Here is a 15,687-nt window from a genome sequence, read left to right as displayed (position 1 = left end):
CGGGCGATCGAGTGGACCCGCTACCTGCGGACCATGCTCGGCATCACCGGCGGCGACACCGAGGACGACGACCAGGACCTCCTGGCGGCCGACGACGCGGCCTCGGAGTTCCGGGGCGGGGTGGCCGTCACCGACGAAGGATGGTCCGCCGTCACCAAGCTCGGCCTCGACCTCGCGGCGACGGAGGCCGCCGAGGGAACCGACGCCAACACCGACCCGGCCGCACTCACCGAACGGGTCCGCGAGGTCCTGGCCCTCGCCGGTGTCGCCGGAGAAATCCGCCAGCTCGGCCCGCAGGAGATCGGCGACGCGTACGCGGCAATCCTCGAAAGCCAGGCCCAGCGACGCGAAGACGCGGCGGCCCGACGGCGCCGCGAGGCCGAGGCCGACGACCAGGAGCACGATGCCGACGCCGAACGCGAGCACGCCATCGAGGCGATCGCCCGCCGGGTGGTGGCCGCGCGAACGTTCCAATAACGCCCAACTTGCTCCGACGTCGTCGGGGTCGACCGGCGCAAGGATCCGCCTGCACGCGGTTTGTGCCGGCGGATCCGGACCGGCCCCGCGGCTGCCTAAAACCCCGGCCGTCCCCGGCCACTCGCCGCGAAACTGGGCCCAGTAAGCCACAACTCGCTGTGTGTTTCTGAGGCGGTGACACCGGGCCTGTCACCGCCTATGACATCGGCTGTGCCCTTCGGCTGGACGGTCGTCACTCACCACTGCAGGTCAGCCCCCGTGGTGAGCATGGTGAGTGCGCAGACATCTCTGCAGGCTGGTCCCCCGGGCGAAAAGAGGGGGGCTTGCCGGGCTTGGATCGGAGGGCCGCCGGGGCCTTCCCCCGGCTCCCCCGCTCCCCACTTCAGGCGCTCGCCGCTCCCGGCCCGAGCGGGCGCCGGCCATTCCGCGCGGCCGCCAGCTGGTCGTCGCCGCGAGCCGCCAGGAGCGCGCCCGGCTCGATGCGTTCGGCGGCCAGCAGCCGCGGTTGCTCGGGCCCGGCCGGGGACGTCGTTGGGATGGTCGGGCCGGTGCCGAGACGGCGGCGCATCGTGCTCATGATCGGGACCGTACGCGCCTTCCAGGGGTGCCCCGCGAGGGGTACCCCCTTCGTGCTTCCACCCCGTTTGATCATGGCGCCGGACGGCGTCTGTACGTCCCGCGAGGGGACGTACCTTTGTCCATCCCCCAGCCGTGATCTTGACCCCGTCGCCGAAGTGCAAGAGGTGTGCCTGTTTTCGTCGTGCGTCTGTTGCGTCGTCGTCGTGCAGCTGCTCGTGCTCCTGGTCGTGCTCGTGCTCCTGGTGCTCGTGCTCGGTCGGGTCCGTCGGGTCGTGATGCATAGGTGTGGGCGATCCGTTCGAGTTCCGTGTGGCGGGAGGCGAGCAAAAGTGCCGGCACTTCGCCGACGTCGTCGCCGTGCTCCTGGTGCTCGCCGTCGTACGTCATGTCGGTGACGTACGACGGCGGCCGGGGTCGCTGCGGCACATCTCATGGCACGGCGCGTTCACAACTTCAGGAACACGTACAGGGCGCCGAAAGCGGCCAGCGCGAGGGTCAGAGCCGGGATGAGTGCCGGGTGGGAAACGGCGATGAGTCCGGCAATGGTGGCGCCCATGGCGGCGGTGGCGATGGTCGTGCGGTCGGTGGACATACGGCTTCTCCTGGTGTCGAAAAAAAGTGGTCCTACCCGGACAGCCGCCACAGTCAGGGACGCAGGGGTTAGCCGCGCAAGGGCGCCGGGAACGCAAAATCCCCGCCGCGTGTGCGGGCGGGGATCGAGGTCTTGGAACAGCTCAACAGCAGGGGCCGTGGCGATTCAATAGTTTCGGTGCTGCGACTGCCACGCCACACCGACGCCGCCCGCGCAACGGCGGCTGAAGATGCACCGCGCCGGTCAGTACGTCTCGTCCCATGCAGTCTGTGGGACGTGTGGCGCGTTGACTGCTCGCAGGGCGGGGCGCCGGTCGGTGGTTCGAACGTGCGGGCCGCCGTCGGCCAGGTGGTGGGCGAGGGACTCGTGGACCGCGTGGCCGATCTCCTCGAACACAGGTTGTCCGTACAGGGCGAGAAGCTCGTCGACGGCGTCGCCACCGCGGTCGGCCGGCGCATTCCGGCACGCCTCCAACGCGGACACCGGGTACCGCTCCAGGATGTGCAGCGCGTCAGCGAGCGGCACGTCCGCGATCGCAGGGCCATCCAAGTCCGCGGCCACCGCGCGGTCGGCCAGGCAGGCGGCCAGTACGACTACTGCCCGGGTTCTCAATGGTTCCTCGATGACGTGTGGGTGGCCGGTCCGTCCGTGCCACAGCATCAACTGGTCTGCGGCCGATACGCAGTAGTCCCACCGGCTGGTCGGCGCTCGCAGAGTCACAGCGACTTCCCGTCGGCGTCCAGTTGCTGCCACAGCACCTCGACCTCGCCCAGCACACCGGCGAGGTGCGTGGACGTCGCCGACGACTCCGCGACGGGGTTGGTCGGTGTGCCTCCGGTCAGGATGTGACCCGCGTGCAGCAGTACGAGACTGTCGGACGACGCAGTGCTGATGCCCAACCACCGGTCCTCAGCCTCGACCATGAGCCGGGCCTGGGTGCCCCCGAACGACTGGGGCCGGCAATCCCACCCGCGGGCCGACGCGATCCGTACCGCCACGTCGTACGCCGACATGTGCTCCACGATTTCCTCCCCCATCCGCTTTGCTGATCAGGGTAGGTGGCAGTGCGGGGGCAGGTCTTCGAGCTCCTGGTACTCGCCGCTGTACGTCATGTCGATGACGTACGCGGTGACGGTGTCCGGATGACCGCCATCACTCTCGTGGTGCGGCGGGGTTCACAACGGAGAAGCCCCCGCCAGGAACGACGGGGGCTTCGAGGCTGCCTTAGCGCCGGACGTTGATCGTCACGCTGATGCCCCCGGCCGCGAGCGCGCTGCCGCCGATAACACCAGCGGCGGTGGCCGCTTCCGGGTGGCCTGTGAGACCCAGCACGACCACTGCGGCTACAGCGCTTAGCCCAGTCGCCGCACCGGCCAAAGCGATCTTCGTTTGGCTCTTAAGGCTTTTACTTGCGGTACCGTCAAGGTGAGTCATCTCTGCGAGGTTCTCCAATGCTCTTCATCGGGGCGGGGGGCCTGCGGATGACGAGAGGGAGATCTCAGCGAGGCCCTTGCCGTAGGAAGCGGGCCGCGCCAGAGGTCTCCCTTCGTCATGCGAAGGGGTGTTTCGTGCTCTCGACTCTACGACTGCGGGGCTGAGACCCACGGGCACTCGCACGGCGTCCGTGCGACACGAACGTCTCGAACTACTGAGCATTTCCATACCAGATGGGACTGACAATCCGCCGGGGTGGATCGCCGCAGATCAGGTGGCCTTTCGGCACCTACTGGCGGTTGGCTGCGACGGGAGTTGATTGCAGTTAAGCCTGCCCGAATTCACGCACCGGTGTGACTAAGGTCACGCCAAACGGTCCCTTCTCCGGGTGCTCATCAGAGTACTTCGGACCCGTGATTTCGGTGGCCTGCCCAACCCGTTCGGGGATTTCTTCCGCCAATCCGGCGATTCGGTGCGCCTGTCGTAACGCTGCGGCGTGATCCATGGTTCACAGCTTCAGGAACATCAACAGGGCCACGAAGGCCGCCAGAGCGACCGTCAGGGGCTCAGCAAGCTCGGGGCGGGCCACGGCGATGGCTCCGGCAAGAACGGAGCCGAGGGCGGCGGTGAGGGTGGCGGTGCGGTCGGTGGGCACATCGTTCTCCTGTTTCTGGGCGCACGGAACCAAGGACCGTGGCGATGGGAGTTTTCGGGCCCCGCTAGGTAGGCAGAGCGGGGGGCCGTATTCAAGGTGCCCGGGGTGGGGCTTAGTGGCGCAACCCATGCTGTTCCGTGCGGAGGACCAGGGCCAGACGATGCACAAAGAGCGGCGAGTTCTGAGACACGATTCGGCGGACTCCCCGGCAGATACGGGGGTCTGGCGTGCCCGGTACGGTCGACGGCATGACAACTCCTTCCCCCCGTGACGAGAACGGGCAGCTGCTGTGCCAGCACTGCCTCACGAAGCCGGTGAAGCCCTCGCTCGGCACGAAGCCGACGATTTACTGCGGGCGGAACTGCCGGCAGCGCGCGTACGAGGCTCGCCGGACCCGCAGCATCGTGACCGTCGCCGTCTCGGTCGCTCTCTCTCGCCAAGGAAAGTCACGTGACGCTTCCCCAGAAACGTCACGTGACAATGCAGGAGGAACGTCACGTGACGTTCCTAGGGGTGAGGATCCATCATTGTTCTGACCTGGGGGTTAGCCAGCAAGCGAGCAAGTCAGCTTGCTGGCTAACCAGCTAGCTGACGTGGTTTTCGCCGAGCCAGCCCTTGATGGCTTCCTCGAGGGCGTCCTGCATCTCGATGCCCTGGAGGACGCAGGCGGCTTTGAACTGGCGCTGCAGTTCTGGTTCCAGGTAGGAGCCGAAGGGGGCCCGGGCTCGCTTCTTCGTGGCCGGCGGGCGGGCGGCGGTCTCGTCGCCGACGCGCAGCTGCTCAGTGTTCGGGCTCAGCGCGGCGTTCGAGGCCTCGCTGCTGACGGTCTTCCGGGGACGCCTGGCGCTCATGCTGCGGGCACCGCCTTCACGAAGCGCTGGGCGAGGAGCTCGTACGTCGCGCGGACGTCGCCCGCCTTCTCGCCGCGGATCTCGGTGAGGGGCACCTCGTCGCCGTCCGCGTCGACCAGGAGCGAGCGGTGCTTGACGATCGGATCCCACACGAGGCCGCCGAAGAGCTCGCGGACGCTGTCGCGCTGGGCGGCGTGCGATGCCAGGTTCTGCATCGCGTTGATGATGACGCCGACCAGTTCCAGATCGGGGTTGGCTAGGTCCGCGGCCCGCTTTCCGATGAAGTCGCGCACGCGGGTGGTCGCCTCAACCGAGTCGTACTCCGGCTCGGTCACCGCGACGACGTGATGCGCGGCGGCCAGACCAAGCTGGGTCAGGTGGAACAGCGACGGAGGGCAGTCGATCAGCGTGTAGTCGAAGGTGTCGTCCGCGCCGGTCAGTGCTTTCGCGAGCCTCCGCCAAGCGCCGGCCACCCCGGCCTCCGCCATCCGGTTCTCCAGTTCAAGCCGCGCGGGACACAGCGCCATCCGGCTCGCGTACTCGACATCCCAGCCGATGGGCTGGATCACCTGCGCGGCCACGCCCTCCTGGTCGGCCTGGATCGCCTCGGAGATGGTGAGCTGGGGAGCGTCGGCGTCGTACGACCACCCGAGACGTCGGGACGCGTTGCCCTGCGGGTCCAGGTCGACGACCAGCACCCGGTGGCCGGCCTTCGCCAACGCCTCCGCGAGCCGGATGGTTGTGGTGGTCTTCCCGACCCCGCCCTTGTTGTTCACGAACGCCACGCGTCGCGCCATCACTGCCTCCTCGCTGTGTGCTGGCAAGCCAGCTCGTCAGCTCGTCAGCATGCCAGCTAGTCAGCTAGCCGGAAGCGGCGGCCCGCGGGGGCTCCCGGCACGGGATGACGTAACGACACGCTCCCGCGCCGGGACGCGCCTGCACCGAAGGCTTCGCCGTCTTCCGCCGGTCCCGGCCCGATCGCGGCAGCAGCTGCTCCCCGCCCGCGACGACTGGCTGGGTGGTCTCCTCACGCACCCGCAGGGCTGACGGCGGGAGTACGGCGCCCGGCCCCGTGACGGGCGCTCAGACGGCTGTGTGGAGCCCCGCCGACCCCACCCCTCTCGCCGCCAGCCGTCTTTCACCGTCCGGCGGTGCCGCAGTCGCGCACGGTCTGGCCACGGAGGATTACGGAGTCTGGGCGCTTCCTGGCCTACTGGCGCAAGCTGGGCAGCACGAAGGCCCGCCCCAATTCGAGTGGGGCGGGCCTTCGTGTTGGTGGTCAGGCGCTTTGGGCAGCTGCTCGCTTCACCCATGAGGCGATGGTGGCGAGGGTGCCCCAATCCTGGCCAGGGGACACGGCGAGCCATTCTGCGATCCGCAGGTCGTAGTCACCGAGTTCGACACCAGCGTCGGCAAGCACGGCAAGCAGCTGCTCGTGCTGGTCTGGCCCGGAAAGGAAGCCCCGGGGTTCTGTCTGGATGGGGCCGGTCGGTACGGGATCGATCACCATGGTTCCCCCTGCTGGTTGTGGTGTGTGGGTCAGGCGTAGTGGTGCTCGACGGTGGTCCACCGGCCGCCTGCCGAGACGTACTCACCGACCTCGATTACCGAACCTTCGACGTCCCGAAGGACGTTCCGCCCGGTTGTAACGGGAGAGCCGGGCTCGATGTCGAGTTCGGCAGCCTGGTCGTCGGTCGCGAGAGCGGCGGTTGAACTGTCGCTGCTGCTCACGCCCCGCTGGCCGGTGACGGCCTCGATGGCTGACGGGGTGCCGCCGGGGATGCGCTCGGTGCTGAGGAGTGCAGGTACCGACTCGCCAAGTTCGGGGGCGAACCAGGAGGTGGAGATGCCGACAGGTCCCGCTTCGTTGTGCGTGACCCGGTGCCGACGTACAGCCTCTGCTCCTTCGTCGATTCCGAGGTGGTCGGCGACCCAGACGGGAGGCACTGCCATGCCTGCGCTGGTGATCTTTGCGTACTCGCCAGGGGCGTAGATCTTGCCGGTTGAGAGCATCCGGCCGAACCGGTCGCCAGCGCTGCGGTGAAGGGTCGACTGAGTCCGCACGATGGTGCCGACCCCAGTCACGGACTCGACAAGTCCGTCGGCCCGAAGTGCTGCGACGGCCTTCATGGCGGTCGCCTGGGAGATCGACCACTGATCAGCCAGTTGGCGGACGGACGGGATTCGGTCCCCGTCATTGAGCTCCCCGCCAACGATCTGCTTGCGCAACGCGGAGACAACTTGCAGGTAGGGCGGCGTGCGATCGATCGCGGGAGCCATGACTGGTGCCCTCCTAAGGGTCTGTTCTAAGCCACTGCGCCTACAGGACTAGAGCGCTATACAGACCATAACTGTTGACGTGCTTAGTGTGCTAGTGCACTATCTACTCACTCGCTGTTGAACGGGTCTCACTCCCGGGAAACAGCGCAGCCCCGGTGAGCGAACACCGGGGCTGCTGTTCGGGCCGTTCCACTGGAAGGAGTCACGACCCATGAACCACATCGTTACTGGTCAGGCCGTCGTTACGGACTCGCCCCTGGAGCCGTTGGAGTTCGGCACCTTGGCGGGTCAGGACGCGTTGCGGGACATCGTGGAGATGCTCGCGGCTGAGGCCGTGACCGACGTCGATGACGAGGACCTCGCGTACTACCGGGGCCTGCTGGTCGTCTCGGCCGCCACGATTGGCCGGGCGCCGGCAGAGCTGGCGGTGGCGGCGTGAAGAACTGGACCTCGATGCAGAAGCGGGCCGCCGTCGCGGCGGTGGTGCTTGTCCTCGCGCTCTTCCCGAACCTGGTCAGTGTCCTGCTGCCGCTGGTGGCGGTGCTGTCGTGGGCGGTTGGGCAGCCGCTGCTCGCTGGTGTGGCCGTCGGTGCGGTGTTCTTCGCCGGTCGTCGCCGTACGGTGCCGAAGCAGTCCGCGGCTCCGGTCACGAAGTCGGCGGTGGCGGCATGACGGTCACCGAGCTTCGCCCCGAGGGCGGCGAGACGTACGCGGAGGGTCTGGCCCGGGCCGAGCAGGCGTCGGCCGAGGCCGAGGCCCAGCGGATCCGCAACGAGCAGGACCGGCGCCGCGCCGAGCTGGCGGACGCGAAGGCCGAGGCGAAGGCCCAGAAGGACATCCAGGCCGCGCTCGACGAGGCGGCCGACGAGAAGCGCCGGCGCGATGACGCCCGCCGGGCCGAGTCGGCCCGCCGGGCCCGGGCCGAGAAGTCCGCGACGCTGTGGAAGCGGTCGGCGCTGACGATCGCGATCGTCTGCATCGTCGTCTCCCTGCCGCTCCAGATCATGGCGTTCTGGGACCCGTCCGCATGGTTCCTGGTCGCCGCCCCGTTCGTCCTCGAAGGCGTCGCGTGGGCTCTGCTGATGGGTGCCCAGGCCGCGATCGACGACGAGCGGCCGTCCTGGCACTACCGGGCCGGTGCCCTGCTCCAGGCGCTCGTCGCGGCCGGGATCAACTACGCGCACGGCAGTGCCGAGTACGGCATGGCGACCGGCATCGGTGGCGCGCTGTGCTCGGTGATCGGCCCGGTGATCTGGGACCTGCACGAGCACGGCCGGATCGCGAAGCGCGACGGACGCAAGTCACGCGCGGTCCGCCGGGCCGAGGCGAAGACTGCCCGGTACGAGGCCAAGCGCGTCAAGGCGGTCAACGCTCTGCGGGCGGCGGCCGACGAGACGGTGTGGCAGCGGGCGGTGGACCTGTCGGGGTTCCTCGGGGAGACCGTCCCGAGTGACGCGACGTACCGCCGTGCGTGGACCGAGGTGCACGGTGCGGAGGTCGGGCAGACCGCCGTGCAGATCGCTCACACCCGGGCCGTGAAGCGGGCCGTGAGGCTGGCCCAGAACGGGCCGCTGAAGGACGAAAAAGCGCAGGTCGATTCCCAAATGGAGCCTGAGGGCGAGAGCTTCCCCAGGGCCCCGAAGAAGTCCGGCACGGACGGCCGCAAGAAGAACGGCGGGACCCCGCCGAAGCGGACCCCCGGCACGAAGTACAGCGACATCGCCCGGCGCCAGATGAGTGCCGAGCAGAAGCGCTCCAGCAGCGACCAGACCGCGACGGTCTGACCCTCCCTCACCCACTGCTGTACCGACTCCACAGGAGAACTCTGATGTCCCGCATCGTTCGCACCCTCGCCGTCTCCGGTGCCGCTGCCGCCGCCCTGCTGGGCACCGCGTCCGTCGCCGCCGCCGACTCCCCCGACACCACGACCGCGACGATCGAGGCGGCCGCCGACCGCGCTGCTGGCGCTCCGGTCTCGCTGCCCGACGGCCGCACCCTTCACGTCCGGGGCCTCGACTCCGTGTCCTACCGGGCCGACGCCTCCCACCACACCGCGGTGGTCACCCTCGCGGACGGGATCGGCGAGACCACCCTCCAGGGCAACACCCCGAACGGCATCGGAACCGGACTCAACCCGCAGCAGCAGATCCAGACGCAGACCGGAGCCGCGGGCATCTCCACCGTCGCGGTGGCCGCGCTCGCGCTCGGCATCGTCGTCTTCTTCGGCCTCAAGAGCGGAAAGCTCGCCAAGGGCTGGTTCGCCGTCTCCCTGATCCTCGGGGTGCTCCTGTCGGGCACGGTCATCGGCCCGATGGTCTCCCAGCTCACCGGTTCCGGCGTCGGCATGTTCGGCAACTTCTGGGCCGGGATGTAGGTCCCCGCTGCCCTGGCCGCCGCCGACCCCGGCGGCGGCCCCCACCCCCTGATCAAGGAAGGACAGGACCCATGGCAGTGGAGATCACCACCCCCGGCCCGGCCGACGACGGGATCGTCGACGCCGAAGTCATCGAGCAGACCCGCCTGGACCTGCTCAAGGAGAAGGCAGCCCCGCACACGGCGAAGGCGAAGGCAGCATTCGCCGACCAGAAGGCCCGCGTCGCGGTCCGGGTCTCGGACTGGTTCAAGACGGCCGACGTGACCGACGAGCACCTCGCCGCCGAGATCGAGAAGAAGCGCCGGCAGGAGTCGAAGGAGGAACTGGGCGAGGCCCGGGCACGGTTGGCCCGGCTCCGGTCTCAGGCCAGGACGCCGGAACTGCCGAAGGACGCCGCCGCCGCCCTCGCGGTGCAGATCGCGGGTGCGGAGGTCCAGCTGCAGATGCTGGACGCGGACCACATGAAGATCTCGGGCAGGGACCTGTCGAAAGCCCGGTGGGCGAAGAAGGCCGGGCGCCTGGGCGCCGTTGTCGCCGGTACGTACGGGATGGTCAACGGCATCGCGATGGAGCCGCTGCTGGCCCTGGCCGCCCTCGGCATCGGCGGCCCGGTCGGCTGGTGGTACCTCGCCCACGAGGACACCGCCACCAAGCCCCCGGTCGACCTGGTCAAGCCCGGCATCCCGGTGCAGTTGCAGGAGACGGCGGGGGACGCGTCGCCGTATGGGCCGAACCTGGCCGAGCCGCGGTTCGACGCTCCGGCGCCGCCCGCCCTCGACGAGGAGGTGCTGACCGAGGCACTGCGCCGGGCGACGGTCATAAAGCCGGACGCCACGGTGAAGGTGTTGTCGGCCCCGGCATGGGGCGAGGACGGCACCGCCACCACGGTGTTCGACCTCCCGGCCGGAGTCACCGTCACGGCGCTGGTGAAGAAGTCCGAGGCGTTCGCCGGTGCGCTGGGCCGCGACCTGTCGATGATCGACATCACGAAGGCCGGTACGGCGTCGCGGGCATCGCTCTGGATGTCGGACGCCGACCCGTTCGCCGACGCCCGGCCCAGCCCGCTGATGGACCACAAGGGTTCGGTCGACGCGTGGAAGGACGGCATCCCGGTCGCCTGGGCCAAGCGCGGCAACGCCATCGCCCTCCCGCTCAAGAACAGCTCGTTCGTGATCGCGGGCATGACCCGGTCGGGCAAGGGTGTCGGGGCGGCGAACCTGGTCGCCGGTGCGGGCATGGACACCCGGATCAACCTCCGCGTCGTCGCGGGCAAGTCGAACGGCGAGTGGGACCCGGCGGCCAAGGCCGGGGTCGCCGCGACGTACTTCAAGCCCAACCCGGCCCGGCTCCTGGCCCTGCTCCAGGCGCTCAAAGCCGACATGGACCGGCGCAACCGGATCCTGGGCGACCTCGGGAAGTCGAAGGTCGTGCCGGAGTGCATCAACGCGGTCGGCGGCCTGGAGCTGCTCGTCATCGACGAGCTGGCGACGTTCACCCGCCCGGACCGGCCAATGCGCGACGAGATCCTCGAAGCGCTGATCGAGCTGTCCGCGGTCGCTGCCGGCGCCGGGATCCTGCTCGTGCTCATCACTCAGTACCCGAGCGTCGACGTCATCCCCCAGGCCCTCGCGATGAACTGCGGGACCCGGTGGGCGATGCGGGTCGACAACGCCACCCAGTCCAACGCGATCCTGGGCGGCGGCGCGTCGTCCAGCGGCCGGGACGCCTCGAAGTTCGACCCGCCGCTGCCCGGCCTGGGTTGGCTGGTCAACCCGTTCGCCGGGGTCACCGACCTCGCCCGGTCCTTCGACCTGGACGAGGACGAGCGCGGCGAGGTCACCGAGCTGATGGGCCGGGCCGCCCGGCTCCGGACCGACGCCGGTCGGCTCACCGGTCAGTGGGACGACCCGATCGAGGCCTACCTGCGCAAGGTGACCGGTCTGTCGTCGGCTGCCGGCGGACCCGATCGCAACGGCATGCCCGGCCGTGACCTCGTGACGATGACGGCCGCGCAGAAGGCGGCCCGCGAGGCCCTGGTCGACGCGATCGACGTCATGGACGAACTCGACCGTGACGCCCAGCTCGAAGAGATGGCGGCCGCGATCGGCCGGGGCATGACCGCGGACCGGCTTGGAGAGCTCCTGCGGCAGGCCGGTGCCGGGCCCACCGGCAAGATCACGATCCCCGACCGGGGCCGGGTTCAGGGCTACCGCCGCGAGGCGCTCAAAGCCCTCCTGGAGCGCCTCGACGGGGCCTGATCCGGGGGTGGACACCCCCGGACACCCGCCCGAATTACCCCAGTTCATCCACCGGACAGGGGGGCGGACACCGGGTGGACGCGGGGACGGTCACGTCCACCCGGTGTCCGCCCCGGCGTCCATCGCCCAAACAGCCGCAAACCGGACCACCGTCCGGGGGCTGAAACCCGCACAGAACGACCAAGGGGCGCCCGCCCCGCCTGGACAGCACCCGGGCGCCCCGCCACCCACCCCGCACCACCCGAGCAAGGAGAAACCCGTGGCGAAGCAGACCTTCTTCGAGACCGAGCGCGACCTGAAGGCACTGACCAAGCAGCTCAGCATCGGCGACACCGTGTACTCCGTCGTCAACATCGAGACGTCGATGGCCCCGTGGGAGGACGCCCAGCTGTACAGCGCCTACCAGGTCACCGGCTGGTGCCGGATCTCCCGGCAGTGGCGCGTCAGCAACTCGACCTGGACCGTGGCCGACCTCGTGCACCAGGGCGGAGTCCACACCCAGCCGCCGGCCGGACTCCGCGACATCGCGACCCCCGGCCGCCAGGTCGGCGGACCCCTCCCCGCGGGCAAGGAGTTCGACCGCAACCTCGACCGCACGGAACTCGCCTACCTCGAGGGCCGCGTCGGTGCGGCCGACCGCAGCGACAAGAAGGCCAGCCGCGGCAGCTCCGGGTCGAGGTGGTGGTGATGACCGACGAGGAACGCGCCGAACTCGAACGCCAGCTCCGCGAGCGCAACGAGAACTCCTCGAACGACAAGTCCGGCAAGAACGGCCGCTAACTGATGGCTGCCCGACCCCTGCACAACGCGATGGGGCGCCCCTCCGCCTGGACAGCACCGGGACGCCCCATCTCCCACCCCGCAGCACGAGACCGCAGGAGGCAGTACGAGATGACCACGACGACGCTCCGCACCGCAACACCGGCCCCGGCCGTACAGCAGATCGACGTCGACGGCCTGGTCCGCGAGATCGAGCAGTACCTCGCCGCCCGCACCCGTACCACCGCGCACCCGCTCGTCACCAAGACCACCGCCGAGCTGGTCGCCGAAGCGCTCGGCACGGCGCCGGCAGAAGCGCCGATCGCGGCGGAACTCCCCGGCCGGATGCTGCGGATCCTGCCGGACTGGGTCCTGCAGTTCCCGATCGTCCGTCACCGCCACGGCGGCGGCGCGAACATCACGGTCACCGAGCACCTGGAGCTCACCGCCCTGGTGATCGAGCGGTACGGCTGGGCCCAGAACACCCACCGCACCACCGGCGGCCGCCGCTGCATCCTCGGAGCCCAGGCCGTCCTCTACCGCCTCGGTCACGGCGACGAGACCACGGTCGCGGCCGCCGCCCAGCGCCTCCAGGCCGTGCTCGCCGCCCGCGGCTGCACCCTCACCTACGCCAAATGGAACGACATTCCCGACCGCACGCAGGCCGACGTCCTGGACCTCATCCGCACCGCCGCCCGCACCGCCTGACGAGAAGGGAAACCCCACCATGGACGCCACCCGCGAAGCCGAACAGATCGTCACCATCGAGGCCGCCCGCGCCTACGTCGCGAGCATGGACCGCAGGAAGCCCTTCGACCTCGACGCCCCCAACGCCGGGCAGCTCCTCGGGCACCTCATGAGTGCCGAGGTCCTGCTCATGAAGATCGCCCGCGCGTTCGACGACAGCCAGAAGACCGAGCGCTGACGATGGCGACGATCCCCACCTACCGCCCGCGCCTGGCCCCGTCCGGGCTCATGACCCGCCGCCAACTCAGGGCCGCCCGGCTCCGGCCCGGCGGGCACGACCCGGTCGCCCAGCTCCGGTACTACCGCCACGGCTGGCAACTCGCCTACCTCTACGACGTCAACCTCGCGCAGCCGATCCGCCCGATGACCCCCGGCCGCCGGCGGACCCTCGACGCGATGATGCGCGCCCGCCGAACCTGCCCGGCCTGCCGCACCGTCCGCCCGTACTGCATCCCCCGCTCGCTCGGCACCTGCCCGCCCTGCGCCACCCACGCCTGACACGAAGAAGCCCCGCCGGGCACCCGGCGGGGCTTCTTTCGAACCATCAAATCCCACCAGCCCCACGGGTCCAGGGCGAGGCGGGGGGAACAAACGGAGCAACAGATGCCAGGATCAACACCAGCAAAAAAAATGGCGCGGCCAGGGGGCCTAATCCCTGCCGCGCCACGTGAGTCCACCCGACCGTCTGACCAACCAGAAGGACCCAACGCTGTGCCTACCAGCGTAAGGGACGCTTCGGCGTCCGCAACACCCCAGACTTTCGACGCGCCGCGCGTCGGCCCTGGTGAGCCCCAGACGCTCGCCGCCGCCGACGGGCGGCCTTCTGCTGCCCCTGGCCCCCTGAGGGCCTCTCAGAGCCTGTCTGTGGCCTCGGCAGGGCCGCGCTGTCACTGCGGGGTCCGGATCACTCGCACGCCCGGGAAACGACCGCGCGTGTACTGCTCGGACCGGTGCCGGAAGGCCGCGAAGCGGGCCATCGAAAAGGGCCTGCAGGTGCCCTCCGGCAAAAGCGGACAGCTAGGGACTGAATCAACAGAGTTTCGGACCCCTCAAACGGCAACCTCGGAAAACGGGTCTGCCGACCAGGATGGGACGGACGAAAACGCAGGTCAGGCGCCTGCGGACCTGGCCCGCGATGCGGTCGCGAAGGCGAAGGCGCGGAAGAGCCGCCGGTACGCCGGGCGCCGGACGCTGTGGCGGATCACCGGCGACAAGGCGTGCAAGGGCTGCGGCCGCAACCTCATGGACCCCGCGACCGGTGCCCTGCTGGCCCAGACGGCGGCCGGGCACTCGGTCGTCCTCGGCCTCATGCGGTGCGCGCGGATCTGGTTCTGCCCGGTGTGCTCGGCCACGATCCGGCAGAAGCGGGCCGAGGAGATCACCCGCGCCGTGGTCGAGTGGCTCCAGCGCGGCGGGACGGCCTACCTCGTCACGCTGACCGCCCGGCACGACTACGAAGACGAGCTGGCGGACCTCATGGACGCGATCCAGGGCACCCGGTCGGCGTCCCCGGCGGAGATCGCAAGGGCCCGCACGGCCGAGACGGAGGCCAAGGCCGAGCTGGCGGCGGCCACGAACGAGGCCCGGGCGGTGGTCGACGCGGCACGGCTCGCGGCGCCGAAGGGCACGAAGCGGGAGGCCATGGCGGCGGCCCGTGCCGAAAGGGCCGGCGGAATCGCTGAGGCGGAGGCCGCGCTGGCGGCGGCCCGCGAGGTCCTGGGACGGACGCGCCGTCAGGCCGGGGCGTATCAGCGGCTCATCACCGGCGGGACGTGGGCGGGCGACGCCCGGGCCGCGACGGCCGACGCGGTCGAGGGCATCCGCGACCGCGTCGGGTACATCGGGATGATCCGCGCGACCGAAGTCACGGTCGGGCAGGTCAACCTGTGGCACCCGCACATCCACGCCATCGTCTTCGTCGGCGGCCGGACGAAAGGCGAGCGGGCCGACAAGCACGTCGTCAAGGTGTTCCGGCCGGGCAAGGCCGCCCTGACCGAGTGGGAGGACCACTGGCGGGCGGTGTGGACCAACGCTCTCCAGCGGGCCAATCCGGGATACCGCCCGTCCGACGAGTGCGGCATCCCCGACTGCAAGTGCGACGGCAAGGGCCACGGCGTCGACTTCAAGCGGCTGGAGACGGTCCGCGACGCGGAGGACCTGGGCGAGTACATCGCCAAGACGCAGGACGGGAAGTCGCCCGCAATGGAGCTCGCCCGCGGCGACCTCAAAGAGGCCAAGGGCAAGAACATGACGCCCTTCGAGATGCTGTTCCGCATCGGGGACCTGACCGGTGGTGTGGCCGAGGACGACGCCCCCGGGCACGGCTCTTTGGTGTGGTGCCTGGCTCGCTGGCACGAGTACGAGCGGGCCATGACCGGCCGCCGGGCGATCGAGTGGACCCGCTACCTGCGGACCATGCTCGGCATCACCGGCGGCGACACCGAGGACGACGACCAGGACCTCCTGGCGGCCGACGACGCGGCCTCGGAGTTCCGGGGCGGGGTGGCCGTCACCGACGAAGGATGGTCCGCCGTCACCAAGCTCGGCCTCGACCTCGCGGCGACGGAGGCCGCCGAGGGAACCGACGCCAACACCGACCCGGCCGCACTCACCGAACGGGTCCGCGAGGTCCTGGCCCTCGCCGGTGTCGCCGGAGAAATCCGCCAGCTCGGCCCGCAGGA

At 69.9% G+C, this 15,687-nt stretch carries 19 protein-coding genes and 1 pseudogene; 11 read left to right on the top strand and 9 right to left on the bottom strand.

Translation table 11 applies throughout. The features are described 5' to 3' along the window. Positions 1 to 477 (top strand): annotated as a pseudogene (locus EAO72_RS42410) (hypothetical protein); the annotation flags it as partial. Positions 478 to 859: 382 nt separating this feature from the next. On the opposite strand, the gene EAO72_RS41420 reads toward EAO72_RS42410, so the two are convergent. The 9 genes from EAO72_RS41420 to EAO72_RS41390 form a co-directional block, all read right to left on the bottom strand. Further along, positions 860 to 1,054: a hypothetical protein gene (locus EAO72_RS41420; RefSeq protein WP_148022542.1), complete on the bottom strand. Its 195-nt coding sequence runs from the start codon at positions 1,052 to 1,054 to the stop codon at positions 860 to 862. A gap of 447 nt (positions 1,055 to 1,501) precedes the next feature. Next, positions 1,502 to 1,648: a hypothetical protein gene (locus EAO72_RS42405; RefSeq protein ID WP_187285460.1), complete on the bottom strand. Its 147-nt coding sequence runs from the start codon at positions 1,646 to 1,648 to the stop codon at positions 1,502 to 1,504. Between the two features lie 243 nt (positions 1,649 to 1,891). Then, positions 1,892 to 2,368, bottom strand: coding sequence for a hypothetical protein (locus EAO72_RS41415; protein WP_148022541.1), 477 nt, complete (start codon positions 2,366 to 2,368; stop codon positions 1,892 to 1,894). After that, positions 2,365 to 2,670 (bottom strand): hypothetical protein, encoded by a 306-nt coding sequence (locus tag EAO72_RS41410; protein ID WP_148022540.1) that lies wholly within the window; start codon positions 2,668 to 2,670, stop codon positions 2,365 to 2,367. Before EAO72_RS41410 ends, EAO72_RS41415 begins: the two co-directional genes overlap by 4 nt. 920 nt (positions 2,671 to 3,590) lie before the next feature. Then, positions 3,591 to 3,737, bottom strand: a complete 147-nt coding sequence (locus EAO72_RS42400; protein WP_187285459.1) for a hypothetical protein — start codon at positions 3,735 to 3,737, stop codon at positions 3,591 to 3,593. Positions 3,738 to 4,321: 584 nt separating this feature from the next. Beyond that, complete coding sequence (locus tag EAO72_RS41405; protein WP_148022539.1) at positions 4,322 to 4,588, bottom strand: hypothetical protein; 267 nt, start codon at positions 4,586 to 4,588, stop codon at positions 4,322 to 4,324. Beyond that, positions 4,585 to 5,385, bottom strand: a complete 801-nt coding sequence (locus tag EAO72_RS41400; RefSeq protein WP_148022538.1) for a ParA family protein — start codon at positions 5,383 to 5,385, stop codon at positions 4,585 to 4,587. The genes EAO72_RS41405 and EAO72_RS41400 overlap by 4 nt, the downstream gene beginning before the upstream one ends. A gap of 482 nt (positions 5,386 to 5,867) precedes the next feature. Then, positions 5,868 to 6,098 (bottom strand): hypothetical protein, encoded by a 231-nt coding sequence (locus tag EAO72_RS41395; protein WP_148022537.1) that lies wholly within the window; start codon positions 6,096 to 6,098, stop codon positions 5,868 to 5,870. A 29-nt stretch (positions 6,099 to 6,127) separates the two neighbouring features. Next, positions 6,128 to 6,868, bottom strand: coding sequence for a GntR family transcriptional regulator (locus EAO72_RS41390; protein ID WP_148022536.1), 741 nt, complete (start codon positions 6,866 to 6,868; stop codon positions 6,128 to 6,130). A 211-nt stretch (positions 6,869 to 7,079) separates the two neighbouring features. On the opposite strand from EAO72_RS41390, the gene EAO72_RS41385 reads away from it, so the two are divergent. The 10 genes from EAO72_RS41385 to EAO72_RS41340 form a co-directional block, all read left to right on the top strand. Further along, the gene (locus EAO72_RS41385; protein ID WP_148022535.1) at positions 7,080 to 7,307 is read left to right on the top strand and encodes a hypothetical protein; all 228 of its coding nucleotides are present in this window, start codon (positions 7,080 to 7,082) and stop codon (positions 7,305 to 7,307) included. Further along, complete coding sequence (locus EAO72_RS41380) at positions 7,304 to 7,540, top strand: hypothetical protein (RefSeq protein ID WP_261991882.1); 237 nt, start codon at positions 7,304 to 7,306, stop codon at positions 7,538 to 7,540. Before EAO72_RS41385 ends, EAO72_RS41380 begins: the two co-directional genes overlap by 4 nt. After that, positions 7,537 to 8,652, top strand: coding sequence for an MFS transporter (locus tag EAO72_RS41375; protein ID WP_148022534.1), 1,116 nt, complete (start codon positions 7,537 to 7,539; stop codon positions 8,650 to 8,652). The genes EAO72_RS41380 and EAO72_RS41375 overlap by 4 nt, the downstream gene beginning before the upstream one ends. A 44-nt stretch (positions 8,653 to 8,696) precedes the next feature. Then, positions 8,697 to 9,242: a hypothetical protein gene (locus EAO72_RS41370; protein ID WP_148022533.1), complete on the top strand. Its 546-nt coding sequence runs from the start codon at positions 8,697 to 8,699 to the stop codon at positions 9,240 to 9,242. Between the two features lie 71 nt (positions 9,243 to 9,313). Then, complete coding sequence (locus EAO72_RS41365) at positions 9,314 to 11,500, top strand: hypothetical protein (protein ID WP_148022532.1); 2,187 nt, start codon at positions 9,314 to 9,316, stop codon at positions 11,498 to 11,500. Positions 11,501 to 11,759: 259 nt separating this feature from the next. Further along, a complete protein-coding gene (locus tag EAO72_RS41360; protein WP_148022531.1) occupies positions 11,760 to 12,188 on the top strand; it encodes a hypothetical protein in 429 nt (142 codons plus the stop codon). Between the two features lie 203 nt (positions 12,189 to 12,391). Continuing rightward, the gene (locus EAO72_RS41355) at positions 12,392 to 12,967 is read left to right on the top strand and encodes a DUF6197 family protein (protein WP_148022530.1); all 576 of its coding nucleotides are present in this window, start codon (positions 12,392 to 12,394) and stop codon (positions 12,965 to 12,967) included. A gap of 19 nt (positions 12,968 to 12,986) precedes the next feature. Beyond that, positions 12,987 to 13,184: a hypothetical protein gene (locus tag EAO72_RS41350; protein ID WP_148022529.1), complete on the top strand. Its 198-nt coding sequence runs from the start codon at positions 12,987 to 12,989 to the stop codon at positions 13,182 to 13,184. Positions 13,185 to 13,186: 2 nt separating this feature from the next. Continuing rightward, entirely contained in the window at positions 13,187 to 13,504 is a 318-nt protein-coding gene (locus EAO72_RS41345; RefSeq protein ID WP_148022528.1) for an RRQRL motif-containing zinc-binding protein, read from the top strand. 744 nt (positions 13,505 to 14,248) lie between these two features. Then, positions 14,249 to 15,687: hypothetical protein (locus EAO72_RS41340; protein ID WP_315986338.1), on the top strand; the 1,439-nt coding region annotated here is incomplete at its 3' end.

It is taken from the genome of Streptomyces sp. OR43 (assembly GCF_008042275.1).
Taxonomy (GTDB): Bacteria; Actinomycetota; Actinomycetes; order Streptomycetales; family Streptomycetaceae; genus Streptomyces.
Note: the sequence above shows the minus strand (reverse complement) of the source record. Positions and strands in the feature narration are given on the sequence as shown.

Coding starts and splice junctions, on each gene's coding strand:
- EAO72_RS41405 (WP_148022539.1), bottom strand. CDS start 4,588: ATGAGCGCCAGGCGTCCCCGGAAGACCGTCAGCAGCGAGGCCTCGAAC.
- EAO72_RS41355 (WP_148022530.1), top strand. CDS start 12,392: ATGACCACGACGACGCTCCGCACCGCAACACCGGCCCCGGCCGTACAG.
- EAO72_RS41390 (WP_148022536.1), bottom strand. CDS start 6,868: ATGGCTCCCGCGATCGATCGCACGCCGCCCTACCTGCAAGTTGTCTCC.
- EAO72_RS41365 (WP_148022532.1), top strand. CDS start 9,314: ATGGCAGTGGAGATCACCACCCCCGGCCCGGCCGACGACGGGATCGTC.
- EAO72_RS41375 (WP_148022534.1), top strand. CDS start 7,537: ATGACGGTCACCGAGCTTCGCCCCGAGGGCGGCGAGACGTACGCGGAG.
- EAO72_RS41345 (WP_148022528.1), top strand. CDS start 13,187: ATGGCGACGATCCCCACCTACCGCCCGCGCCTGGCCCCGTCCGGGCTC.
- EAO72_RS41395 (WP_148022537.1), bottom strand. CDS start 6,098: ATGGTGATCGATCCCGTACCGACCGGCCCCATCCAGACAGAACCCCGG.
- EAO72_RS41370 (WP_148022533.1), top strand. CDS start 8,697: ATGTCCCGCATCGTTCGCACCCTCGCCGTCTCCGGTGCCGCTGCCGCC.
- EAO72_RS41385 (WP_148022535.1), top strand. CDS start 7,080: ATGAACCACATCGTTACTGGTCAGGCCGTCGTTACGGACTCGCCCCTG.
- EAO72_RS42405 (WP_187285460.1), bottom strand. CDS start 1,648: ATGTCCACCGACCGCACGACCATCGCCACCGCCGCCATGGGCGCCACC.
- EAO72_RS41350 (WP_148022529.1), top strand. CDS start 12,987: ATGGACGCCACCCGCGAAGCCGAACAGATCGTCACCATCGAGGCCGCC.
- EAO72_RS41420 (WP_148022542.1), bottom strand. CDS start 1,054: ATGAGCACGATGCGCCGCCGTCTCGGCACCGGCCCGACCATCCCAACG.
- EAO72_RS41400 (WP_148022538.1), bottom strand. CDS start 5,385: ATGGCGCGACGCGTGGCGTTCGTGAACAACAAGGGCGGGGTCGGGAAG.